The organism is Streptomyces sp. SUK 48, from assembly GCF_009650765.1.
In the GTDB taxonomy this organism is placed as follows: Bacteria; Actinomycetota; Actinomycetes; order Streptomycetales; family Streptomycetaceae; genus Streptomyces.
In genome coordinates, this window is record NZ_CP045740.1 from 6027278 (window position 1) to 6049241 (window position 21964).

Here is a 21964-nt window from a genome sequence, read left to right on the forward strand (position 1 = left end):
CCGCCCCGGCCTCGCAAGGAGCCCGCCTTGAGCTCGACCCTCCTCACCCCGGCCGCCGTACCGGCCCACCGGGACCCCAACGTGCGGCGCTGGCTGAGCGCCTACACGTGCTCCATGCTCGGCGACAGCGTGTACTACCTGGCGCTGTCCTGGGCGGCCGTACGGGCCGGGACCGCGGCGCAGGCCGGTCTGGTGATGTCGGCGAGCGCGCTGCCCCGGGCCGTGCTGATGCTCGGCGGGGGAGTGATCGCCGACCGGCTCGGGCCCCGGCGGGTCGTGATCGGCAGCGACGCGCTGCGCTGCGCGGCCGTCCTCGCGGTGGCCGCCCTGCTGTACCTCACCAGCCCCGGACTGTGGCCGCTCGCCCTGCTCGCGCTGGTCTTCGGCACCGTGGACGCCGTGTTCGTGCCCGCCGTGGGCGCCCTGCCCGCCCGGGTCACCGGCAAGGACCAGCTGGCCCGCGTCCAGGGCATGCGCGGCCTGGCCATCCGCTTCGCGAGCGTCGTCGGCGCCCCGCTCGGCGGACTCGGCGTGGCCGTCGGCGGCGCCTCCGCGGCCTTCGCCCTCGCCGGTCTGCTGATCGCCGTGTCCGTGCCGCTGCTGCTCTGCGTGCGGATACGGGAGCTGCCCGGCGACCGGGCGGCCGGCCCCCGCGCCACCGCCCGGGCCGACCTCGCGGCCGGGCTGCGCTACATCCGCGGCCATCGCGTCCTCGCCCCGCTGATGCTCGCCATCGCCCTCGGCGACCTGGGCTTCGTCGGCCCGCTCAACGTCGGTCTGACCCTGCTCGCGGACCACCGCGGCTGGGGAGCCTCCGGGATGGGCTGGGTGCTCGCCGGGTTCGGCGTGGGCGCCGGCGCCGCCTCGCTGCTGCTCACCCTGCGGGGCCGGCTGCCGCGCGCCGGACTGGTCGCCGGGGTCACCATCGTCGTCGGCTCCCTGGCCGTCGGCGCCCTCGCCTACGCGCCAGGACTCTGGACGGCCGTCGGCACCGCCCTGCTCGTCGGCCTGCTGACCGGGCTCAGCGGCGCCATGTGCGGCGCCCTGCTCCAGACCCAGGCCGACCCCGCCTACCTCGGCCGGGTCACCGCCGTCTCCAGCCTGATCAGCCTCGGCTTCACCCCGCTGAGCATGCCCCTCGCCGCCGCCGCGATCGGCGTCTGGGGACTCGGCCCGGTCTACCTGGTCAGCGCCTTCGTGTGCGCCCTCGGCGGGGTCGTCGCCCTCGTCGTACCGGCCCTGCGGCGCGCCGAACTGCCCGCCTGACGCCCAGGACGGCCCGCCCGAGGCCCCTGACCGGCCGCCCGGGGTCCACGCCCCCCGGCGTTCATCCCTTCGGCTGAACCAGCTGCACCAGATTGCCGCACGTGTCGTCGAACACCGCCGCCAGCACCGGGCCCTGCTCCCGCGGACCGTGCGGGAAGCGGACACCCAGGCCGCGCAGCCGCCGGTGCTCGGCGGCGAGGTCGTCCACGGAGAAGACGATGCAGGGGATGCCCGCCTCGTACAGCGCGCGGCGGTAGGACTCCGCGATGGGGCCCTCGCCGGGTTCCAGGAGGAGCTGGAGGTCCGGCTGGGCGCCCCCGGGCGCGCCGACCGTGACGAACAGGACGCCGTCCCCGAGATCCATACGGGTGCGCGTCTCGAAGCCGAGGACCTCCGTGTAGAAGGCGTGCGCCCGCACCACGTCGTCCACGTACACCCCGGTCATCGCGACCTTGATCACGGACGGCCTCCCTGGTCAGAACCCCAGCTGCTTGGAGGAGTGCAGCTTGTCGATCGCGTCCGCCTCGCCCTCAAGCTCCACCCGCGCCGCCCGGTCCCGGCCGAACGCGAACAGCAGCAGTTCGGACGGCTCGCCGGTCGCCGTGACCACCGGGGCGCCCTTGTGCGCCACCACGGTCTGCCCGTCGGGCCGGCGCAGCACCAGCCCCGTCGGCACCCCGCGCCCCAGCAGCCGCGCCGTGCGCTCCAGGCGCGACCACAGCGCGTCCTGGAACACCGGGTCCAGCTCCCGCGCGCTCCAGTCCCGCTGCGCCCGGCGCACGTCCTCGGTGTGCACGTAGAACTCCACCGTGTTCGCGGCCTCGTCCACCTGCTTGACCTGGAACGGCGAGAACCGCGGCGGACCCGTGCGGATCAGCCGGATCAGCTCCTCGTACGGCCTCGCGGTGTACTCCGCCATCACCTTCTCCAGGCGCGGGGCGAGCCGCTTGACCAGCGCGCCCCCGGCCGCGTCCGGGCGGCGCTCGCGCACGATCACATGCGCGGCCAGATCCCGGGTCCGCCAGCCCTCGCACAGAGTCGGCGCGTCCGGGCCCACGGTTTCCAAGAGGTCGGCGAACAGGAGCCGTTCACGCTTGGCGAAGGTCGACATGGGGTCAGCCTACGGCCCGCCGCCGGTCCGCGCAGTGGACACCCGCCCGGTGTCGTCCGTGGCGCGCGGCACAATGGCACCCATGACCAGTACGCCCGGCACCCCCCGGCCCAGCAGCCTCGACCCGGAGATCGCCGCCCGCCTCAAGCGCGGCGCCGACGGCCTCCTGCCCGCCATCGCCCAGCAGCACGACACCGGAGAGGTGCTCATGCTCGGCTGGATGGACGACGAGGCGCTGCACCGGACCCTGACCACCGGCCGCTGCACCTACTGGTCGCGCAGCCGCCAGGAGTACTGGGTCAAGGGCGACACCTCCGGCCACGTCCAGTGGGTGAAGTCGGTCGCGCTGGACTGCGACGCGGACACCGTGCTGGTCCAGGTCGACCAGGAGGGCGCCGCCTGCCACACCGGCGCGCGCACCTGCTTCGACGAGGACGTGCTGCTCAAGGACGCCGGTCTCCCGTCCGGCGCGGACCAGTGAGGCCCGCCGCCATGGACCTGGAGACCTTCCGCAAGCTCGCCGCCGACCGGCGTGTCATCCCGGTCACCCGCAAGCTGCTCGCCGACGGCGACACCCCGGTGGCCCTCTACCGCAAGCTGGCCGGCGAACGCCCCGGCACCTTCCTGCTGGAGTCCGCGGAGAACGGCCGCTCCTGGTCCCGCTACTCCTTCGTGGGCGTGCGCAGCGCCGCCACCCTCACCGCCCGCGACGGCGCGGCCCACTGGCTCGGCACCCCGCCGGTCGGCGTCCCCGTCGACGGCGACCCCCTCCAGGCCCTGCGCGCCACCCTCGAGACCCTGCACACCCCGCACACCGAGGGCCTGCCCCCTTCACCGGCGGCATGGTCGGCTACCTCGGCTACGACATCGTGCGCCGCCTGGAGAAGATCGGCCCCGGCGAGCGCGACGATCTGCGGCTGCCCGAGCTGACCATGCTCCTGACCAGCGACCTCGCCGTGATGGACCACTGGGAGGGTTCGGTCCTGCTGATCGCCAACGCGATCAACCACAACGACCTGGACACCGGCGTGGACGAGGCGTACCACGACGCGGTGGCCCGCCTCGACGCGATGGAGGCCGACCTCAGTCGCGCCGTGGCCCAGCCCCCGGCCGTGCTGCCGCCCTCCGAACTGCCCGAGTACACCGCGCTGTGGGGCGGCCCCGACTTCCGGCGCGCCGTCGAGGACGTCAAGGAGCGCATCCGCGCAGGCGAGGCGTTCCAGGTCGTGCCCTCCCAGCGCTTCGAGACGCCGTGCACGGCGAGCGCCCTGGACGTCTACCGGGTGCTGCGGGCCACCAACCCCTCGCCGTACATGTACCTGTTCCGGTTCCCCGACGGGGACGCAGGCGTGTTCGACGTCGTCGGCTCGTCCCCCGAGGCCCTGGTCAAGGTCGAGGACGGCCGGGCCATGGTGCACCCCATCGCCGGCACCCGGCACCGCGGCGCCACCCCGCAGGAGGACCAGGCGCTCGCCGAGGAACTGCTCGCCGACCCCAAGGAGCGCGCCGAGCACCTCATGCTGGTCGACCTCGGGCGCAACGACCTCGGGCGGGTCTGCCGGCCCGGCTCGGTCGAGGTGGTCGACTTCATGTCCGTCGAGCGCTACTCGCACGTGATGCACATCGTCTCCACCGTCACCGGACGGGTCGCCGACGGCCGCACCGCCTTCGACGTGCTCACCGCCTGCTTCCCGGCCGGCACCCTCTCCGGCGCCCCCAAGCCCCGCGCGATGCAGATCATCGACGAACTCGAACCGTCCCGGCGCGGTCTGTACGGCGGCTGCGTCGGCTACCTCGACTTCGCGGGCGACTCCGACACCGCGATCGCCATCCGTACCGCCCTGCTGCGCGACGGCACGGCATATGTGCAGGCCGGAGCGGGCATCGTCGCCGACTCCGATCCGGTCGCCGAGGACCAGGAGTGCCGCAACAAGGCCGCGGCGGTGCTGCGCGCGGTGCACACGGCCAACCGGCTCGGCGCATAGGGCGCTTCTCACGGAACCCCGGGTGACGGTTCGCCCGGGGTTCAGGCGATAGTGGAGTACGTGACTGCCGTTCCTCACCCCCGTTCCGAAGCCGCCGCGCCCTCACGGTCCGGCCGCCGGAGCCTCGCCGTGGCCCTCCTGTTCGGCGCGCTCGGCGCGGCCGTGGCGCTGCTCGCCAGCCGGCAGCGCTGGGCGGAGGGCACCGCGTCGGTGGCCGGCGGCGCGTTCCCGCTCACCGCGAAGGGCAGCGATGTCACGGGCGTGCCCGCGGCCCTCGCCATAGTGGGTCTCGCCGCGCTCGTCGCCGTCTTCGCCGTCCGCCGGGCCGGCCGCTTCCTCGTCTCCGGGCTGCTCGCGCTGTCCGGCGCGGGCATCATCGCCGCCGCCCTGGTCGCCGCCACCGACAGCAGCGCGCTGGACGAGAAGGCCGCCCAGGCCAGCGGTGACACCACCGCCACGGTCGCGGCGCTGAGCCATACCGGCTGGCCGTACGTGGCGGCCGCCGGCGGCCTGCTGATCCTGCTCGCGGGGCTGCTCGCGCTGCGCTTCGGCAGCGGCTGGCCCGCCATGTCCGGGCGCTACGAGCGCGGCACCGACCGCCCCCGCAAGGCCGCCAGGCCCCTCGATCCGGAGCGGCCCGAGGAGATCTGGAAGGCCCTGGACCGGGGCGAGGACCCCACCGGCGCCTGACCCCGCGCGGATGTGGCGAACCAGACGCCACCCCCGCGTCCGGCGCGTGTGCGCGTACGGGACAATGGACGGCGAGCGTCCGGCTTGACGGGCGGGCTCGGAGCCGTACGACACGTACGTCGCTCTTCTGGGACACGTACACAGCAACGAGGAGCACAGACATGGCGGGCAGCAGCCACGGCCACGGTCACACCCCGGCCGCCTGGACCGGCGTCATCATTTCCTTCGTCGGCTTCCTGGTCGCCGGCGCCTTCATGGTGATGGCCAACACCATCGGCTTCTGGGTCGGCATGGCCCTCATCATCGGCGGCGCGATCGTCGGCGGCATCATGAAGGCCATGGGCCTCGGCGACCACCAGAAGCCCCTCGCGATGGTCGGCGGCGCTCCCATCGCCGCGCGCGAGCCCGTCGCGGTGGAGAGCTGAGCCGCCGAGCACGGCACCTCTGCGCGAAGGGCGGCCCGGTGTCCCTGACGGACCCGGGCCGCCCTTCGGCGTCCCCCGGGGTCCCGGCAGGGCCGCCTTCCCGCGCGCACGGCCGCCGCGTCGGCGAGAATGCCTGACGTGACCGCCGCCGACCGACCGGCCCCGCCCGCCGCGTCCTTCCCCGCCGCCCCTCCCTGGTCCGGGTCCCTCTCCTGGTCCGGAGCCCCCGCCGCCCCGCCGGCCCCCCGGTGGCGGCGCCTCGCCACCCCCGCCGGTGTGCTCGCGGCCGTCGCCGGTGCCTTCACCTACGTCGGGATCGTCGACCCGAACCACCCCGGTCACTACCCGGTCTGCCCCCTCTACCGGTTCACCGGCCTGTACTGCCCGGGCTGCGGCGGGCTGCGCAGCGCCCACGCGTTCGCGCACGGGGACCTGGCGGCGGCGCTGCACGACAACGCGCCCGCCGTGGCCGGCTACCTCCTCTTCGCGGTGCTGTGGGCGGTCTGGGCCGCCCGAGCCTGGCGCGGCCGCCCCATGCGGCTCGCGCTCGGCAACGCCCAGATGTGGGTCGTCGGCGCGCTGCTGCTGGTGTTCACCGTGGTCCGCAATCTGCCGTTCGGCGCCTGGCTGCACCCCTGACCTGCGGCGCCGACGTCCAAGGAGTGAAACCGGCATCCACCGGATGCGAGGCCATTGCCCTGCTCCGGATACCATCGAGTGACCAAGGGTTTTCACGACCTGAAGGAACCTGAAGGAACCAACCGTCTGAAAGGGGGCCGCTCGCGTGAGTGTGCTCGACGAGATCATCGACGGAGTCCGTGCCGACCTCGCGGAGCGGCAGGCACGCGTCAGCCTCGACGAGCTCAAGGAGCGCGCGGCCAAAGCACCCGCCGCCAAGGACGGGGTGGCCGCGCTCCGGGGCGACGGCGTCAAGGTGATCTGCGAGGTCAAGCGCTCCAGCCCCTCCAAGGGCGCGCTGGCCGCGATCGCCGACCCGGCGGGCCTCGCCGCCGACTACGAGGCGGGCGGTGCCGCCGTCATCTCCGTCCTCACCGAACAGCGCCGCTTCGGCGGCTCCCTCGCCGACCTCGAGGCCGTCCGCGCCCGCGTGGACATCCCGGTGCTGCGCAAGGACTTCATCGTCACCTCGTACCAGCTGTGGGAGGCCCGCGCGTACGGCGCCGACCTCGCCCTGCTGATCGTGGCCGCCCTGGAGCAGCCGGCCCTGGAGTCCCTGATCGAGCGCGCCGTCTCCATCGGTCTCACCCCGCTGGTCGAGGTGCACGACGAGGACGAGGCCGAGCGCGCCGTGGCCGCGGGCGCCCGGATCATCGGCGTCAACGCGCGCAACCTCAAGACCCTCGAGGTCGACCGCGGCACCTTCGAGCGGATCGCCCCCGAGATTCCCGAGGGCATCGTCAAGGTCGCCGAGTCCGGCGTCCGCGGCCCGCACGACCTGATCGCCTACGCCAACGCCGGCGCCGACGCCGTCCTGGTGGGCGAGTCCCTGGTCACCGGCCGCGACCCGCGCACCGCCGTCTCCGACATGGTGGCCGCGGGCGAGCACCCCGCGCTGCGCCACGGCCGCGACTGAGCTCCCGCTAGGCTGACCCCGATGACTGCGACCCTGACGACCGCGGACCGCTACGCGCGCCTCGCCCGCGGCTGCCGCCCCCGCGGCTGCCGCGCGCCCGCGCGCCGCGTCCACGGCCGCCGGGTCCGCTACGTCATCGGGGACGAACCGGGTCAGGTCAACGGCATGCGATGGCACCGCGTCCGAAGGGGCGCGGGGGGCTGCGCGAGCGGCCACTGACGGCCGACAGCTGACAGCCGACCCGCCGCCCCACGGCGCACCGTGTCTTTTCACACGCACTCACCGTGAGGTACCGGCATGCCCAGCAACTACTTCTTCCCCGACCCGGAGGGTCAGGTCCCCAGCTCCGAGGGCTACTTCGGGGCGTTCGGCGGCAAGTTCATCCCGGAGGCCCTCGTCGCCGCCGTGGACGAGGTCGCCGTCGAGTACGACAAGGCCAAGCAGGACCCCGAGTTCGCCCGCGAACTGGACGACCTGATGGTCCACTACACCGGCCGCCCCTCGGCGCTCACCGAGGTGCCCCGGTTCGCCGAACACGCCGGTGGCGCACGGGTGTTCCTCAAGCGCGAGGACCTGAACCACACCGGCTCGCACAAGATCAACAACGTGCTCGGCCAGGCGCTGCTCACCAAGCGCATGGGCAAGACCCGGGTCATCGCCGAGACCGGCGCGGGCCAGCACGGCGTGGCCACCGCCACCGCCTGCGCGCTGTTCGGCCTCGACTGCACCATCTACATGGGCGAGATCGACACCGAGCGCCAGGCCCTGAACGTGGCCCGGATGCGCATGCTCGGCGCCGAGGTGGTCGCCGTGAAGTCCGGCAGCCGCACCCTCAAGGACGCCATCAACGAGGCGTTCCGGGACTGGGTCGCCAACGTCGACCGCACCCACTACCTGTTCGGCACCGTCGCGGGTCCCCACCCCTTCCCGGCCATGGTCCGCGACTTCCACCGGGTCATCGGCGTCGAGGCCCGCCGCCAGATCCTGGAGCGCGCGGGCCGCCTGCCCGACGCGGCCGTCGCCTGCGTCGGCGGCGGCTCCAACGCCATCGGCCTCTTCCACGCCTTCGTCCCGGACGAGGGCGTCCGCCTCATCGGCTGCGAGCCGGCGGGCCACGGCATCGACACCGGTGAGCACGCGGCCACCCTGACCGCGGGCGAGCCCGGCATCCTGCACGGCTCCCGCTCCTACGTCCTCCAGGACGAGGAGGGCCAGATCACCGAGCCGTACTCGATCTCGGCCGGTCTGGACTACCCGGGCATCGGACCCGAGCACGCCTACCTCAAGGACTCGGGCCGCGGCGAGTACCGCGCGGTCACCGACGACGCCGCCATGCAGGCCCTGCGCCTGCTGTCGCGCACCGAGGGCATCATCCCGGCCATCGAGAGCGCCCACGCCCTCGCGGGCGCCCTGGAGGTCGGCAAGGAGCTGGGCCCGGACGGGCTGATCGTCGTCAACCTCTCCGGTCGCGGCGACAAGGACATGGACACCGCGGCCCGCTACTTCGGGCTGTACGACACCGACGCCGAGGTGGCCGCGGACGCCGCCGCCACCGCCGAGATCGAGGGGGACGCCAAGTGAGCGGGAACATCCGGCTGTTGACGGACACCCTCGCCGCCGCCAAGGCCGAGGGCCGGGCCGCGCTCATCGCCTACCTCCCGGCCGGGTTCCCGACCGTGGACGGCGGCATCGAGGCGATCAAGAACGTGTTCGACGGCGGCGCCGACGTGGTCGAGGTGGGCCTGCCGCACAGCGACCCGGTCCTGGACGGCCCGGTCATCCAGACCGCCGACGACATCGCCCTGCGCGGCGGCGTCAAGATCGCGGACGTGATGCGCACGGTGCGCGAGGCGCACGCGGCCACCGGCAAGCCGGTGCTCGTGATGACGTACTGGAACCCCATCGACCGCTACGGCGTCGAGCGGTTCACCGCCGAGCTGGCCGAGGCGGGCGGCGCGGGCTGCATCCTGCCCGACCTGCCGGTGCAGGAGTCCGCGCTGTGGCGGGAGCACGCCGACAAGCACGGCCTCGCCACGGTCTTCGTGGTGGCGCCGAGCAGCAGGGACGCCCGGCTCGCCGAGATCACCGCGGTGGGCAGCGGCTTCGTCTACGCCGCCTCGCTCATGGGCGTCACCGGCACCCGGGAGTCCGTCGGCGCGCAGGCCCAGGACCTGGTGCAGCGCACCCGCGTCACCCGTGCCGAGCTGCCCGTCTGCGTCGGTCTCGGCGTCTCCAACGCGGTCCAGGCCGCCGAGGTCGCCACCTTCGCCGACGGTGTGATCGTCGGCTCGGCCTTCGTCAAGCGGATGCTGGACGCCCCGGACCACGCGTCCGGCCTGGCGGCGGTGCGCGAGCTGGCCGGGGATCTGGCGAAGGGCGTGCGCGGCCAGGCGTGACGCGCGGGCCCGCCACAGGGCGGCCCGGCGGGCGCCGGTCGTCATGTATCGGGCATTCCGGTCACTCGAACGGGTGGACCTCGGGTCGGGGAGGCGCGCTGCGCCTCCCCGGTTCGTTCTGGGGGTGTGAGCGAGAAGAACGGTGACGGAAAGCGGACCGCCCGCCAGCGGCTGGCGGTCGAGCGCGAGAAGCAGAAGTCCGCGGAGAAGCGGCGGCGGGCGCTGATCGTGGGCGCCAGCGTCGTCTGCGTCCTGGCCCTCGCGGCGGTGATCGGCGTGATCGCCGCGAACGCGGGCAAGAACAAGGCGAGCGGCAGCGCGGGCCCGGTCGTGGCGCCCTCCGGCGCGCTGGGCAAGGACAGCCTCGCGATCCCGGTCGGCAAGGACGGCGCGAAGTCGACGCTCACCGTCTGGGAGGACTTCCGCTGCCCCGCCTGCCAGGCGTTCGAGGTGGCGTACCGGCCCACCCTCCATGAGCTGGTCGACGCGGGCAAGCTGCGCGTCGAGTACCACCTCGTCCGGCTGATCGACGGCAATCTCGGCGGCACCGGCTCGCTGCGCGCGGCCAACGCGGCGGCGTGCGCCCAGGACGCCGGGAAGTTCCGCGACTACCACGACACGCTGTACGCGAACCAGCCCAAGGAGACCGACGACGCCTTCGCGAGCAACGCCAAGCTGATCACGCTGGCGGGCAAGGTCGGCGGCCTGGACACCCCGGCCTTCCAGAAGTGTGTGAAGGCGGGGACGCACGACAGCTGGGTGGACCGCTCGCAGAAGGCGTTCCAGGGCGGCGGCTTCAGCGGCACGCCCACGGTGCTGCTCGGCGGCAAGAACATCTACCAGGACCAGTCGATGTCCCCGGCCAAGCTGAAGCAGATGGTGGAGTCGGCGGACCAGGGGTAGCGGGCCGCGGGCCGGCGAATCCCCTGTCCCTGTTACGCACCCGTAGCCAGGCGGCTTGGTGTCGCCGGGGCCCGGCACGGTAGCGTCGGACTTGCCATGGAACTTGCCTACATTCCCAGTCCGTCCCGCGGGGTGCTGTACCTCGGCCCCATTCCGCTGCGCGGCTATGCCTTCTGCATCATCATCGGCGTCTTCATCGCCGTCTGGCTCGGCAACCGGCGCTGGGTCGCCCGTGGCGGGCAGTCCGGCACGGTCGCCGACATCGCGGTGTGGGCCGTGCCGTTCGGCCTGGTCGGCGGCCGGCTCTACCACGTGATCACGGACTACGAGCTGTACTTCAGCCCCGGCCGTGACTGGGTGGACGCCTTCAAGGTGTGGCAGGGCGGTCTGGGCATCTGGGGCGCGATCGCGCTCGGCGCGCTGGGCGCGTGGATCGGGGCGCGGCGCCGGGGCATCCCGATGCCCGCGTACGCCGACGCGGTGGCGCCCGGTATCGCCCTCGCACAGGCCATGGGGCGCTGGGGCAACTGGTTCAACCAGGAGCTGTACGGCAGGGAGACGCACCTCCCCTGGGCGCTGCACATCACGTCCTCCGAGGGCGGCCGGGTGCCGGGGTACTACCACCCGACCTTCCTCTACGAGTCCCTGTGGTGCATCGGCGTCGCCTTCCTGGTGATGTGGGCCGACCGCCGCTTCACGCTGGGCCATGGCCGGGCGTTCGCCCTCTATGTCGCCGCGTACTGCGTGGGCCGCGGCTGGATCGAGTACATGCGGGTGGACGACGCCCACCACATCCTCGGTCTGCGCCTCAACGACTGGACGGCGCTGATCGTCTTCCTCCTGGCGGTCACCTACATGATCGTCTCGGCCCGCCTCCGCCCCGGCCGCGAAGAGGTCGTGGAACCGCTCGCCTCCGGCGCTTCGGCCGAGAGCGGCGCGGAGCCGGACGCCGGGACCGGGAAGCCCGCCGCTGCGGAGCCGGACACCGAGACCGGTAAGCCCGCGGCTGCGGAGCCGGAGGACGAACCGGCGGACGAGCCGGAGCCGAAGGCGACCGCCGAGGAGACCGGGCCGGCGACGAAGAAGAGCTGACGCCCGCCCGTACGACGCCGAGGGCGCCCGGATCACCCCGGGCGCCCTCGGCGTTTCCGGCACCGGGCACGGCCGGGCCGGGCACCCCTGCGATCACCTTCGCCGGGCCAGGGACAGTGTGCGGTGGGCCATCGCCACCACCGCCGCGTCGATGAAGCGGCCGTCGGGGAGGGCCTGGGCGCCGGGTTCGGCGGTGGCGGCCTTGAGGATGGTCTCGGCGTGCTCCAGTTCGGCGGGGGTGGGCAGATAGGCGCGCTCGATGACCGGGAGCTGGCGGGGATGGATCGCGGCCCGGCCGAGGAAGCCGAGGGCGCGGCCGTGCGCGCAGGAGGCGGCCAGGCCGTCGAGGTCCCGGATGTCGGGGTGCACGGTCTGCGCCGGCGGGGGCAGCCCGGCGGCGCGCGCGGCGACGATCACCCGGGAGCGCGGCCAGTCCAGCCCCGAGTCGGCGCGTACCCCGAGGTCCGCCCGCAGGTCCGCCTCCCCGAGGGAGATGCCCCGCAGCGAGGGATGCGCGCCCGCGATGGCGTAGGCGTGCTCGACGGCCGGCGCCGACTCCAGGAGCGCGTACAGCGGGAACGGCACGGCGGCGGCGACCCGGCGCACCTCCGCGGGACCGGTCACCTTCGGCAGCCGTAGCCCCGACAGTCCGCGCAGCCCCCGCAGCGCGGCCAGGTCGGCGGCCGCCCACGGGGTGTCCTGGGCGTTCACCCGCACATGCACCGGCACCGGCTGCGCCGCCGTGAGCCGCTCCGCCGTGGCGGCGCGCGCGTACTCCTTGCGCTCCGGTGCCACCGCGTCCTCCAGGTCGATCACCACCACGTCCGCGCCCGCCGCCAGCGCCTTGGTGACCACGGTGGGCCGGTCCCCGGGGACGTACAACCAGGTCAGCGGGGTCACAGGGCGCCCTCCGCGCGCAGGGCGGCGATGTCGGCCGGGGCGAGGCCCAGCTCGGCGAGGACCGCGTCGGTGTCCGCGCCGTGCGGCCGCCCGGCCCAGCGGATCGCGCCGGGCGTGGCGGACAGCCGGAACAGCACGTTCTGCAGGCGAAGCGAACCCAGCTCCGGGTCCGGCACCGTCGTCACCGTGTTCAGCGCCTGGTACTGGGGATCCTCGAACACGTCCCGCACGTCCTGCACCGGCGCGATCGCCGCCTCCGCCTTCTCGAACGCCGCCAGGACCTCCGTACGGGTGCGGCCGGCGATCCAGGAGCCGACCGCCGCGTCCAGCACCTCCGCGTGCGCGGCCCGCTGCGCGCCCGTAGCGAACCAGGGCTCCTCGATCAGCTCCGGCCGCCCCACCAGCCGCAGCACCCGCTCCGCCACCGACTGCGCGGAGGTGGAGACGGCGACCCAGGTGCCGTCGGCCGTGCGATACGTGTTGCGCGGGGCGTTGTTCGCGGACCGGTTGCCGGTGCGTTCCTGGACGTAGCCGAGCTGGTCGTACCAGGTGGCGTGCGGGCCGAGCACGGACAGGATCGGCTCGATGATCGCCATGTCCACGACCTGCCCGATGCCGGTGCGCTCCCGCGCGGCCAGCGCCGTGAGCACGGCGTACGCGGTGGTGAGGCCCGCGACCGAGTCGGCGAGTCCGAAGGGCGGCAGCACCGGCGGCGCGTCCGGCTCCCCGGTGAGCGCCGCGAAGCCGCTCATCGCCTCCGCGAGGGTGCCGAACCCGGGCCGGTGCGCATACGGTCCGAACTGCCCGAACGCGGTGACCCGGGCGAGTACCAGGCGCGGGTTGGCCGCGGACAGCTCCGCCCAGCCCAGGTCCCATTTCTCCAGCGTCCCGGGGCGGAAGTTCTCGATCACGACGTCGGCGGTGGCGGCGAGCCGCAGCAGGGTCGCCCGCCCGCCCGGCCGGGACAGGTCCAGGGTGATCGCCCGCTTGTTGCGGCCGAGCACCTTCCACCACAGGCCGACCCCGTCCTTCGCCGGACCGTGCCCCCGGGACGGATCGGGGCGCCCCGGATGCTCGACCTTGATCACCTCGGCGCCGAAGTCGCCGAGCAGCGTCGCGGCCATCGGCCCGGCGAAGAGCGTCGCCAGGTCCAGCACCCGCAGCCCGTCCAGCGCCGCGGCGCGCGCCGTCGTACCCCCGCGCGCCTCTCCTCCCTTACCTCCGCGCGCCCCTTCTCCGGTATCCCCGCTCGCCCCTGCTCCCGTGGCCCCGTTCATGCGGTGAACCGGGCGTCGATCTCCGGGCGGTACGGCATCGACGCCGACGCCCCGGCCCGCTCGACCGAGAGGGACGCCGCGGCGGCGGCCCAGGACAGGGCCTCCCGTACGGGTTTCTCCTCGGCGAGGGCCACCGCGAGCGCCCCGGTGAAGGTGTCGCCCGCGCCCGTGCTGTCCACCGCCTCGGCCCGGGGCGCGGGCACCACCAGCGGCTCGGCGTCCCGGGAGACGTACAGGCAGCCCGTCGCGCCCAGGGTGACCACCGCGCGCGGCACCAGTTCGAGGAGCGCGGTGGCGGCCTCGCGCGGGTCGGTGCGGCCGGTGAGGGTGATCGCCTCGTACTGGTTGGGCACCAACAGGTCGGTGGCGGCGAGGAGTTCGTCCGGCAGCGGCTGGACGGGGGAAGGCGTGAGGATCGTCCGAACCCCGTGCCGCCGCGCCGCGGCGGCGCCCGCGACCACCGCGGCCAGCGGGATCTCCAGCTGGAGCAGCAGGGTGTCGGCGGAGGCGATCAGCCCCTCGTCGCCGGGCGAGAGATGGTCGACGGTGCCGTTGGCGCCCGGGATGACCACGATGGAGTTGCCGCCCTCGTCGTCCACCACGATGTGCGCGGTGCCGGAGGGGCCTTCGACCGTGCGCAGGAAGTCGGTGTCCACGCCGGAGTGTTCGAGGGTCTCCCGCAGCCGGGACCCGGCCGCGTCGTTGCCCACCGCGCCGACCATCGAGACGGTGGCGCCGGCCCGCGCGGCGGCGATCGCCTGGTTGGCGCCCTTGCCGCCGGGGATCGTACGGAACTCCCGGCCGGTCACCGTCTCGCCGCGCTGCGGGGCCTTGGCGACGAAGGTGACGAGGTCCATGTTCGTGCTGCCGAGCACGGCGATATGGGTCATGGGCGGTTCGCCTCCAGGTGGGTGAGGTGGGCGAGGGTGTCGAAGCCGGTGCCGTCGAAGTCGGCGACGGTGGTGGCGAGCCGGTTCTTCAGCGGGGCCCGCCAGTGCTCGGGGAGCGCGGCGGGGGAGCCCGCGAGGAGCCCGGCGACGCTGCCCGCGCTCGCGCCGACCGAGTCGGTGTCCAGACCGCCCGCGACGGCCCGCCGGATCGAGCCGGTGAAGTCGCCGTCCGCGTGGGTGAGCGCGGCGGCCAGCAGGGCGGTGTTGGGCAGGGCGTGCACCCAGTGGTGGGTGGCGGAGTAGCGGGCGTGGAGTCGGTCCACCACGGTGTCGAAGTCCTCGTGTCCGGCGGCCAGTCGAACGGCGTGGTCGACGGCCTCGGCCAGCCGGGAGCGGTGCGGGACGACCGAACGGCCCGCGCGCAGGCAGGCGTGCACATCGTGGTCGCCGGTGGCGGCCGCGGCGAGCGTGGCGGCGGTGAACATGGCCGCGTAGACGCCGTTGGCCGTGTGGGTCAACGCCGCGTCGCGGTGGGCCTGTTCGGCCGCCGCGGCCGGGTCGCCCGGGTTGGTCCAGCCGTGCACGTCGGCGCGGATCAGGGCGCCGATCCACTCCCGGAAGGGGTTGCGGTGGCGGGCGGTGTGCGGGGGCTCCACACCGCTGAGGAGATTGCGGTAGGCGAGGCGCTCGGCGGTGAACGTGCGTCCCGGCGGCAGCTCTTCGAGCCACAGCCGGGCGACGTCCGCGGTGCTGAAGCCCTTGCCGTGCCGCTGGAGCAGCAGCAGGTTGAGCAGCGGGTAGTCGAGGTCGTCGTCCTCGGGCATGCCGTCGATGTTCTCGGCGAGCGAGGTGGCGGCCGAGCGGCGGTTCCACGGATGCGTGTCGAGCAGTTCGGCGGGCACGCCCCGGGCGGTGAAGTAGCCGTTCAGCGGCCAGTTGCCGCTCGCCCGGGCGAGGGCGCGCACGGCGTCCAGGGGCAGTTTCTCGACCGGCTTGCCCAGCAGACAGCCGGCGGCCCGGCCCAGCCAGGACGCCTCGAAGGCGAGCGGCCCCGGCGTCCCGGCGAGCCGCGCGGTGGGCCAGTCGGGGCAGGCGGCCCGGATCGCGGACAGCTCGGTCGGCTCGTCCTCGGCCAGCCGGCTGGGCAGATCGGCCAGTTCGTCCAAGAGGTCCTCGGCGAGCAGCCGCAGATAGCGGGAGACGCGGTGCGGGGAGGCGCCCGCGCGGTCCGGGGCGTCCGGGCCGCCCGCCGCGCGCCAGCGCTCCTCGATCCGGGACGGCTCGCGGCCGTCGAGGCGGGCCTGGCGCAGCTCGTGCCCGAGCAGATCCTCGGGCTGGACCCAGGTCAGCCGAAGCACGGCGCGCCCTCCTGGTCGGAGGGGGCCGTGTCGCCCGGGGCCGGGGTGCTCCCCGGTTCGAAGGGGGCCGTGTTGCCCGGGGCCGGGGTGCCTCCCTGGTCGGAGGGGGTCGCGTCGCCCGGGTCCGGGGCGCCTCCCAGGGCCGCGAAGGCCCGCTCATGGGCGCGGCGCCGGGCGCGGTCGAGGGCGAACACCTCGCGCGCGACCTGGGCGAGCGTCCGGGCCGGCTGCCACAGGTCCAGGCGGCTCGCCTCCGCGACCGTCTTCGCCCACTCCTCGGGCACCGGCGAGCCGAGCGCGCCCGCGAGGGCACCGGCCATGGTGGCGATCGAGTCGCAGTCGCGCCCGTAGTTGACCGAACCGAGCACCGCGTGCCGGTAGTCGCCGCCGGAGACCACCAGCATGCCGAGCGCGACGGGGAGTTCCTCGATGGAGTGCAGCCGCGAGGGGCGGCGGGCGCCGAGCGAGGGGGCGCGATAGTCGGGGCCGACGGTGTCGTACGGCTCGACCGCCGCGCGCAGCGGACCGAGCGCCGAGGCGAAGTCGGTGTGCCGGCAGGCCACTTCGCAGACCTTCTCGATCGCCTGGCGGGTGCCGTCCTTGGCCAGCGCCAGGCAGGCGGTCACCACCGAGTCCGCCGTCGCGTCCGGCGCGGTGGCGGCGGCGACGGCCGCGGCGAAGACACCGGCCGCCTCCCGGCCGTACGACGACTGGTGGGCACCGGCGACGTCCAGCGCCTCGGCGTAGGCGGCGCGCGGGTCGGCCGCGTTGACCAGGCCGACGGGGGCCATGTACATCGCCGCACCGCAGTTGACGATGTTCCCCACGCCCGCCTCCCGGGGGTCCGCGTGACCGTAGGCGAGCCGGGCCACCAGCCACTTCTCGGCGAGGAAGAGGCGGTGCAGCGGCAGCGCCTCCGCCTCCAGCTCGGGGATCCAGCGGGGGTTGGTCATCAGGTCGGGCACCAGGTGCTCGGCGAGCGCGTAGGCGTCGAGGTGGTCGCGGACGCGGTCGTAGACCCGGACCAGGGCGTGCGTCATCAAGGTGTCGTCGGTGACGTGGCCGTCGCCCTTGTGGTACGGCGCCAGCGGGCGGGCGGTGCGCCAGGCGTCGCCGTGCCAGGGGCCGACGACGCCGTGCACCAGACCGCCGTGGCGCTCGGTGATCTGGTCGGGGGAGTAACCCTCGACCGGTCCGCCGAGGGCGTCGCCGACGGCGGCGCCGACGAGGGCGCCGGTGATCCGTTCGTCCAGATCGGACTGTCCGGTGCCTTTGGGTTGCTTGGGCGTCATGCCCGAATCATCCTCCCGGGCGGGCCGGTTGCGCGGCTTCCAGGAGTCCGGCGAGTTCCACCAGGTCGGTGCCGGTGAGCCGGGGCAGCGCGCAGCCGGGCAGCACCCGGCAGGCGTCCCGCCAGGGCTCCGGGATCGCGGCGGCGCCGCCGAGCGCGCCGGTGAGGGCGCCCGCGAGGGCGGGGGCGGAGTCGGCGACCCGGGACAGGCAGGCGGCGGCGGGTACGGCTTCGGCGATCCGGCCGTCGGTCGCGGTGGCCAGCGCGAGCGCGACGGGGACGGTCTCGGCGGCGGCGACGCCGTAGCTGTAGACGTGGTCCACGATCTGGTGTTCGAGGAGTGGTACGAGGGCGAAGGCGGACGCGCCGTCCGCGGCGAGGGCGAGCGCGTGCCGGGCGTTGCGGCCGATCTCCGTGTCGGGCGGGAGTTCGGCGAGGGCGGCGGTGACGCAGGCGGCGGTGTCCGCGCCGGTGAGGGCGAGCGAGACGGCCGCCGCCATGGCCCGGGCGCCGTGCACGCCGTCGCCGTCCTGGGTGTAGCGGGCGTCGAACTCGGCGAGGTCGGCGGCGCGTTCGGGGTCGCCGGGGTGGGCCACGGCGAGGGCGCAGGCGCGTACGCAGGCGGCGTCGTCGAAGTAGTGCGGGTTGTCGTGGCCGCTGGCGGGCGGGCGCAGGCCGGTGGCCAGGTTGCCGAGGCCCGCGCGGACGGAGATGCGGGCGCGCAGCGGCAGTACGGCGGACTCGATCTCCGGCGCGCGGTCCGCGGCGGCGGCGACCTCGCAGGCGACGGCGGACCAGGTGAGGTCGATGGCGGCCCGCATACGACGGTCACGGCTGAGGTCGCCGAAGGCGTCGTCGGCACCGGCCCGCAGGACCGCCTCCGCGGCGAAGGCCGCCCATTCGGCGTCGTCGGAGGGGCCGAGGCGGAGGGGCTCGGGGGGTTGGTTGAGGGCGATCGGCACCGGGAGGGTGGTGGTCGCGTTCTGCTCCGCGAAGGTGTCCAGCTCACGGGTGAGGCGGCGGGTCCACTCGGGCATGCGGGCGGCGCGGTGCCGGGCGGCGGGCCAGCCGGCGGCGTCCCCGGCGGCGAGCCCCAGCAGCATCCCTTCGACGCGCCCGGCCATCACGGCGCCCCCTCTTCGCCGACCCCCGCATCGACGCCGGCCACGTCCGTGCCGCCGCCCCCGGCATCGACGCCGACCACACCCACGTCGCCGCCCCGGCGACGCCCGCCCCGTCCAAGGGGCCCCGCCCCCGGACCCCGGGCCCCTCGCCCACCCACCATCCGAATCCGTCGGCTGGGAGGCCGGAGCGAGGGGCGGGGGTGGAGTGATCGGGCGGCGGGTTGTGGAGAGGGGTGGGGGTGGCTCGGAGGGCGGGGAAGCGGTGGGTGGGGGCGGGGACGGTTCGGAGGGCGGGGAGGTGGCAGGTGGGGGCGGCGGCGGTTCGGAGGGCCGGGGAGTGGCGGGTGGGGGTGGTTCGGCGGTCCGGGCCGTCGTGGGAGGAGGTGGGGATGGGTCGCGGGGCTGGATGGCGGCGGGTGGGGGCGGAGCGGTCGGCCGGGCGGCGGTTGCGGGCTGGGGCGGATCGGTCGGCTGGAGGGTGGGGACGAGCAGGGGAGTGGTGGCCGGCCGGCGGGACGTGGGGGCGGGCTGAGGCGCGGCGGTCGGCTGGGGGGTGGGGGTGAGTGTTGGCTGGAGGGGCGCGAGGGCGGATCGGGGTGGGGTGGTCGGTTGCAGGGACGTGAGGGCGGCCCTGAGGGCGGCGGCCGGCCGCAGGTCCGGTGGTGTGGGCTGGGGCGGAGCGACCGGAGCGACCGGAGCGACCGGAGCGACCGGAGCGACCGGAGTGGTCAGAGTGGTCGGAACGACCAGAGCGACGGGAGCAGCCGGAGTGGGCAAGCACGGCTCGCGGAGCCGCGTCGGCAAGATCACGCCGGGGACTCGCTCGCGGGCCGCCTCGCCCGCTTCCCCCGCCGTCCGCTCTCTGCCCCCTTCTCCTCCCCGCCCGCCGACCCCCTCGGCTTCCCCCTGCCCCCGACCTCCTCGGCTCCCCCTTGCCCGCTCGCCTCCTGGGTCCTCGCCTCTTCCTCGGCTTCCTCGGCTCCTCCCTGCCCACCGGCCTCCTGGCTCCGTACTTGATCGCTGGCTTCCTCGGCCTCTCCCTGTCCATCAACTCCCTGGGCCCCTGCCTGCCCGCTCGCCTCCTGGTCCCTCGCCTCTTCCTCGGCTCCCCCCTGTCCACCGGCCTCCTGGTCCCTCGCCTGTTCACCGGCTTTCTCGACTTCCCCCAGCCCGCTCGCCTCCTGGACCCTCGTCTGCCCACCGGTCTCCTCGACTCCCCCCTGCCCACCGCCCCCTGGACCCTGACCTGCCCGCTCGCCTCCAGGTCCCCGACCTGCACGCTCGCCTCCTCAGCTCTCGCCCGCTCGCCGGCCCCCTCGGTCCCCTGTCGGCCACTCGCCTCGCCCGCCGGACCCGCGCTCGCCTTCCGCACCAGGAGATCCGCCACCTCCAGCACATGCCGGCCCCCCATCGACGGCAGGCACCGCCCCCGTGCCGGGCCGATCGCGGCGGCCCAGGCGGGCGGGATGGCCGGCAGGCCCTGCGTCGCGCCCGACAGCGCGCCCGCCACCGCCGCCGTCGTATCCGCGTCGCGGCCCATGTTCACGGCGGTCAGGACCGCCTCGCGGAAGTCGCCGTCGGCGGTGGCGTAGGCGCCGAAGGCCAGGGCGACCGCCTCCGGGGCGAGGTCGGTCCAGGGGTAGCCGCCGATGACGACCGCGGAGCGGACCGCGCGTTCGCCGCGGTGGGCGACGGCCACCGCGCGGCGCAGCGACCGGGCCGTCCAGGAGTCGTCCGGGATCACCGCGAGAGCCGCGGCGATCACCACCGGGACCGGCGCGCCCGCCATCGCCGCCGCCACCCCCGCCGCGACGGCCTGGCCGCCGTAGATGCCCTCGCCCTCGTGGCTGACGGAACCGTCGATCGCCACCAGCCGGGCCGCCTCCCCGGGGCGGCCCGCCGCGAACACCCCGAAGGGAGCCGCGCGCATCGCGAGCCCGTCGCTCCAGGCGTGCCGGTGCTGCGCGGAGATCGGTGCCGCGAGGCCCCGGCGCAGATTCTCCAGCGTGCCCCGCTCGCTGAAGCCCGCGCCGCGGAACGCCGCCCGCTCGGCGATCCACTCGTGCCAGGCCGCCTCCGCGTGCGCCGGGGTGAGCGCGGAGCCGTGCCGGGCGAGCAGCAGCCCCGAGAAGAGCGCGTACTCGGTGTCGTCCGTGCCCTGCGGCCGATCCGCGACGTACCCGGTGATACGGCCCCAGCGGGCCCGGATCTCGGAGGGCTTCAGGTTCTCCGCGGGGGCGCCGAGCGCGTCGCCGACGGCCAGGCCGAGCAGCGCGCCCCGGGCCCGGGACCGGGGACCGACGAGCTCCCCGGGCGCCGGGAGCGGGGGAGTGCAGGCGGTCGATGCCATGGGCGGCCTCCTTCGGCGGGGCCCACCTGGGCCCGCGGACCCTTTGCGGATGTGTCCCACGGCGAGCCGCCGTACGAGCCTGGGGCGGGGGCCTGTCACCCGCTCGGCAACCTGAGCGGTAAGGAGCGCGGATGAGCGCAAAAACCGTAAAACCCCAGGTTAGCCCAGCCTTTCCTTGCTGGCGGAGTGATCGGGAACGGCGTAGATTCTGGAGTGTCGAAAAGTAGAACTCGTCCAAAGTTAGCTTTGGCTAAGCTAAATCGGGGAAGAAGATCATGGCCCTCATCGAGACCACGGCGGCGCTGCACGAAGCGCACCGCGACAACCACACGCACCGCGATGTCAACGGCGGCTGGCTGCGCCCCGCCGTCTTCGGCGCGATGGACGGCCTGGTCTCCAACCTCGCCCTGATGACCGGTGTGGCCGGTGGCGCCGTGGGTCATCAGACCATCGTCATCACCGGACTCGCGGGTCTTGCCGCCGGCGCCTTCTCCATGGCCGCCGGCGAGTACACCTCCGTCGCCTCCCAGCGCGAGCTGGTCGAGGCCGAGCTGGCCGTCGAGCGCCGTGAACTGCGCCGCCACCCCCAGGACGAGGAGGACGAGCTCGCGGCGCTCTACGTGGCCCGGGGCGTGACCCCCGAACTGGCCCGCGAGGTCGCCCGGCAGCTGTCCAAGGACCCCGAGCAGGCCCTGGAGATACACGCCCGCGAGGAACTGGGCATCGACCCGGGCGACCTGCCCTCCCCGCTGGTCGCGGCCGTCTCCTCCTTCGGTTCCTTCGCGCTCGGCGCGCTGCTGCCCCTGCTGCCGTACCTGCTCGGCGCGACCGTCCTGTGGCCCGCCCTGCTGCTCGCGCTGCTCGGGCTCTTCGGCTGTGGCGCCGTCGTGGCCAAGGTGACCGCGCGCAGCTGGTGGTTCAGCGGACTGCGGCAACTCGCCCTGGGCGGCGCGGCCGCCGGTGTGACGTACGCCCTCGGCGCACTGTTCGGAACGGCCGTAGGATGATGCGCGCCGGTACTTATACGTGGTGGCGAATAAGTACCCGTTACCCGTTGGTTTCGGATGCGTGACCACGGGGCATGAGCCGTAAGCGCTGTGGGCAATGACGCCTGCCGCACCCCTGTGGGACGGGCCGACGAAGACCCCCCTGCTCCCCCCGGACCGATGGCCACCGATCCGACCGATGGTGCCCAGCGGTCCACCCCCCACGCGTTCGCCGCCACCGCGGCGACCAGGTCGCCCCCTGCGGCACCCGGTCGTCGCGCCATGCGGCACCGGCCGCTTCGTGCGGTGACAGGCCGTCTCGCGCG

20 protein-coding genes and 2 pseudogenes are annotated in these 21964 nt (G+C 74.6%); 13 read left to right on the top strand and 9 right to left on the bottom strand.

The genetic code is table 11. The features are described from left to right. Positions 1-27 precede the first annotated feature (27 nt). On the top strand, positions 28-1266 hold the full coding sequence (locus GHR20_RS26620) for an MFS transporter (protein WP_153814596.1): 1239 nt from the start codon (positions 28-30) through the stop codon (positions 1264-1266). A gap of 61 nt (positions 1267-1327) precedes the next feature. Here GHR20_RS26620 and GHR20_RS26625 read toward each other — a convergent pair whose 3' ends face one another. Further along, positions 1328-1726 carry a VOC family protein gene (locus GHR20_RS26625; protein ID WP_111582433.1) on the bottom strand — a complete coding sequence of 133 codons (399 nt, stop codon included), beginning with the start codon at positions 1724-1726 and terminating at the stop codon, positions 1328-1330. Between the two features lie 15 nt (positions 1727-1741). Beyond that, the gene (locus GHR20_RS26630; RefSeq protein WP_148027347.1) at positions 1742-2377 is read right to left on the bottom strand and encodes a TIGR03085 family metal-binding protein; all 636 of its coding nucleotides are present in this window, start codon (positions 2375-2377) and stop codon (positions 1742-1744) included. An 82-nt stretch (positions 2378-2459) separates the two neighbouring features. Between GHR20_RS26630 and hisI the strand changes: the two genes are divergently transcribed. From hisI to lgt, 11 genes and pseudogenes are all read left to right on the top strand, one after another. Continuing rightward, a complete protein-coding gene (gene hisI / locus GHR20_RS26635; protein ID WP_153814597.1) occupies positions 2460-2858 on the top strand; it encodes a phosphoribosyl-AMP cyclohydrolase in 399 nt (132 codons plus the stop codon). A gap of 11 nt (positions 2859-2869) precedes the next feature. Beyond that, positions 2870-4362: pseudogene (locus tag GHR20_RS26640) on the top strand (anthranilate synthase component I). Between the two features lie 51 nt (positions 4363-4413). Beyond that, on the top strand, positions 4414-5052 hold the full coding sequence (locus tag GHR20_RS26645) for a TIGR02234 family membrane protein (protein WP_187279375.1): 639 nt from the start codon (positions 4414-4416) through the stop codon (positions 5050-5052). A 161-nt stretch (positions 5053-5213) separates the two neighbouring features. Beyond that, entirely contained in the window at positions 5214-5477 is a 264-nt protein-coding gene (locus GHR20_RS26650) for an HGxxPAAW family protein (protein ID WP_111582437.1), read from the top strand. A gap of 138 nt (positions 5478-5615) precedes the next feature. Next, entirely contained in the window at positions 5616-6116 is a 501-nt protein-coding gene (locus GHR20_RS26655; protein WP_243878138.1) for a DUF2752 domain-containing protein, read from the top strand. 145 nt (positions 6117-6261) lie between these two features. After that, positions 6262-7071: an indole-3-glycerol phosphate synthase TrpC gene (gene trpC, locus GHR20_RS26660; protein ID WP_111582438.1), complete on the top strand. Its 810-nt coding sequence runs from the start codon at positions 6262-6264 to the stop codon at positions 7069-7071. Positions 7072-7092: 21 nt separating this feature from the next. Beyond that, positions 7093-7290 (top strand): tryptophan synthase subunit(beta), encoded by a 198-nt coding sequence (locus GHR20_RS26665; RefSeq protein WP_148027342.1) that lies wholly within the window; start codon positions 7093-7095, stop codon positions 7288-7290. A gap of 78 nt (positions 7291-7368) precedes the next feature. After that, positions 7369-8652, top strand: coding sequence for a tryptophan synthase subunit beta (trpB, locus tag GHR20_RS26670; RefSeq protein ID WP_111582440.1), 1284 nt, complete (start codon positions 7369-7371; stop codon positions 8650-8652). Further along, the gene (trpA, locus tag GHR20_RS26675) at positions 8649-9467 is read left to right on the top strand and encodes a tryptophan synthase subunit alpha (protein WP_153814599.1); all 819 of its coding nucleotides are present in this window, start codon (positions 8649-8651) and stop codon (positions 9465-9467) included. The genes trpB and trpA overlap by 4 nt, the downstream gene beginning before the upstream one ends. 126 nt (positions 9468-9593) lie before the next feature. After that, the gene (locus tag GHR20_RS26680) at positions 9594-10370 is read left to right on the top strand and encodes a thioredoxin domain-containing protein (RefSeq protein WP_153814600.1); all 777 of its coding nucleotides are present in this window, start codon (positions 9594-9596) and stop codon (positions 10368-10370) included. A gap of 96 nt (positions 10371-10466) precedes the next feature. Then, positions 10467-11462, top strand: a complete 996-nt coding sequence (gene lgt / locus GHR20_RS26685) for a prolipoprotein diacylglyceryl transferase (protein ID WP_194858998.1) — start codon at positions 10467-10469, stop codon at positions 11460-11462. Positions 11463-11555: 93 nt separating this feature from the next. Here lgt and GHR20_RS26690 read toward each other — a convergent pair whose 3' ends face one another. The 7 genes and pseudogenes from GHR20_RS26690 to GHR20_RS26720 form a co-directional block, all read right to left on the bottom strand. After that, complete coding sequence (locus GHR20_RS26690; protein ID WP_153814601.1) at positions 11556-12362, bottom strand: CoA ester lyase; 807 nt, start codon at positions 12360-12362, stop codon at positions 11556-11558. Continuing rightward, the gene (locus GHR20_RS26695; RefSeq protein ID WP_275549793.1) at positions 12359-13639 is read right to left on the bottom strand and encodes a CoA transferase; all 1281 of its coding nucleotides are present in this window, start codon (positions 13637-13639) and stop codon (positions 12359-12361) included. Before GHR20_RS26695 ends, GHR20_RS26690 begins: the two co-directional genes overlap by 4 nt. Next, positions 13636-14529: a ribokinase gene (gene rbsK / locus GHR20_RS26700; RefSeq protein ID WP_111582446.1), complete on the bottom strand. Its 894-nt coding sequence runs from the start codon at positions 14527-14529 to the stop codon at positions 13636-13638. Before rbsK ends, GHR20_RS26695 begins: the two co-directional genes overlap by 4 nt. After that, positions 14526-15887, bottom strand: a complete 1362-nt coding sequence (locus GHR20_RS26705; protein ID WP_153814602.1) for an ADP-ribosylglycohydrolase family protein — start codon at positions 15885-15887, stop codon at positions 14526-14528. The genes rbsK and GHR20_RS26705 overlap by 4 nt, the downstream gene beginning before the upstream one ends. Continuing rightward, entirely contained in the window at positions 15875-17179 is a 1305-nt protein-coding gene (locus GHR20_RS26710; RefSeq protein WP_153814603.1) for an ADP-ribosylglycohydrolase family protein, read from the bottom strand. The genes GHR20_RS26705 and GHR20_RS26710 overlap by 13 nt, the downstream gene beginning before the upstream one ends. A gap of 7 nt (positions 17180-17186) precedes the next feature. Then, positions 17187-18302, bottom strand: a complete 1116-nt coding sequence (locus GHR20_RS26715; RefSeq protein ID WP_111582448.1) for an ADP-ribosylglycohydrolase family protein — start codon at positions 18300-18302, stop codon at positions 17187-17189. 1372 nt (positions 18303-19674) lie between these two features. Further along, positions 19675-20652 (bottom strand): annotated as a pseudogene (locus GHR20_RS26720) (ADP-ribosylglycohydrolase family protein); the annotation flags it as partial. Between the two features lie 275 nt (positions 20653-20927). Here GHR20_RS26720 and GHR20_RS26725 point away from each other — a divergent pair. Continuing rightward, positions 20928-21659, top strand: coding sequence for a VIT1/CCC1 transporter family protein (locus GHR20_RS26725; protein WP_111582449.1), 732 nt, complete (start codon positions 20928-20930; stop codon positions 21657-21659). Positions 21660-21964: the final 305 nt, after the last annotated feature.

Bases quoted from the DNA above. Each gene is read 5' to 3' on its own strand.
- GHR20_RS26630 (WP_148027347.1), bottom strand. From the start codon at position 2,377: ATGTCGACCTTCGCCAAGCGTGAACGGCTCCTGTTCGCCGACCTCTTG.
- hisI (WP_153814597.1), top strand. From the start codon at position 2,460: ATGACCAGTACGCCCGGCACCCCCCGGCCCAGCAGCCTCGACCCGGAG.
- GHR20_RS26650 (WP_111582437.1), top strand. From the start codon at position 5,214: ATGGCGGGCAGCAGCCACGGCCACGGTCACACCCCGGCCGCCTGGACC.
- GHR20_RS26665 (WP_148027342.1), top strand. From the start codon at position 7,093: ATGACTGCGACCCTGACGACCGCGGACCGCTACGCGCGCCTCGCCCGC.
- trpB (WP_111582440.1), top strand. From the start codon at position 7,369: ATGCCCAGCAACTACTTCTTCCCCGACCCGGAGGGTCAGGTCCCCAGC.
- lgt (WP_194858998.1), top strand. From the start codon at position 10,467: ATGGAACTTGCCTACATTCCCAGTCCGTCCCGCGGGGTGCTGTACCTC.
- GHR20_RS26695 (WP_275549793.1), bottom strand. From the start codon at position 13,639: ATGAACGGGGCCACGGGAGCAGGGGCGAGCGGGGATACCGGAGAAGGG.
- rbsK (WP_111582446.1), bottom strand. From the start codon at position 14,529: ATGACCCATATCGCCGTGCTCGGCAGCACGAACATGGACCTCGTCACC.
- GHR20_RS26710 (WP_153814603.1), bottom strand. From the start codon at position 17,179: ATGACGCCCAAGCAACCCAAAGGCACCGGACAGTCCGATCTGGACGAA.
- GHR20_RS26715 (WP_111582448.1), bottom strand. From the start codon at position 18,302: ATGGCCGGGCGCGTCGAAGGGATGCTGCTGGGGCTCGCCGCCGGGGAC.
- GHR20_RS26725 (WP_111582449.1), top strand. From the start codon at position 20,928: ATGGCCCTCATCGAGACCACGGCGGCGCTGCACGAAGCGCACCGCGAC.